Origin of the sequence: Methylobacterium organophilum (assembly GCF_022179465.1) — a bacterium.
In the GTDB taxonomy this organism is placed as follows: Bacteria; Pseudomonadota; Alphaproteobacteria; order Rhizobiales; family Beijerinckiaceae; genus Methylobacterium; species Methylobacterium organophilum.
Window position 1 is genome coordinate 1 of record NZ_BPQV01000074.1, and the last position, 239, is coordinate 239.

Genomic DNA, 239 nt, shown 5'->3' on the forward strand with positions numbered 1-239 from the left:
CGTTGTTCCGGATGCGGAGCTCTCGGGCCAGGTCGTTCACCCGGTCCTCGGGCATCTCCACCTGGTACCAGAGGAAGTAGCCCTGGGGGTCCTTGGCGATGGGGTAGGCCAGGCGGGGGTGCGCCAGGTCCTCCACCCGCGCCCCAGCGGCGCCTTGCTTCTCCGGCGCCCGGAGGATGGTCGCCTGCTCCTGGCCGCCTGCGCCCTGGTCCAGGCTTCGGTTGCGGACTATGTCCGGC

At 71.1% G+C, this 239-nt stretch carries 1 protein-coding gene; it reads right to left on the reverse strand.

Annotated features, from left to right (window positions below):
• A partial coding sequence (locus MFF21_RS23845; protein ID WP_238315063.1) for a 30S ribosomal protein S6 occupies positions 1-239 on the reverse strand: 239 nt, incomplete at both ends.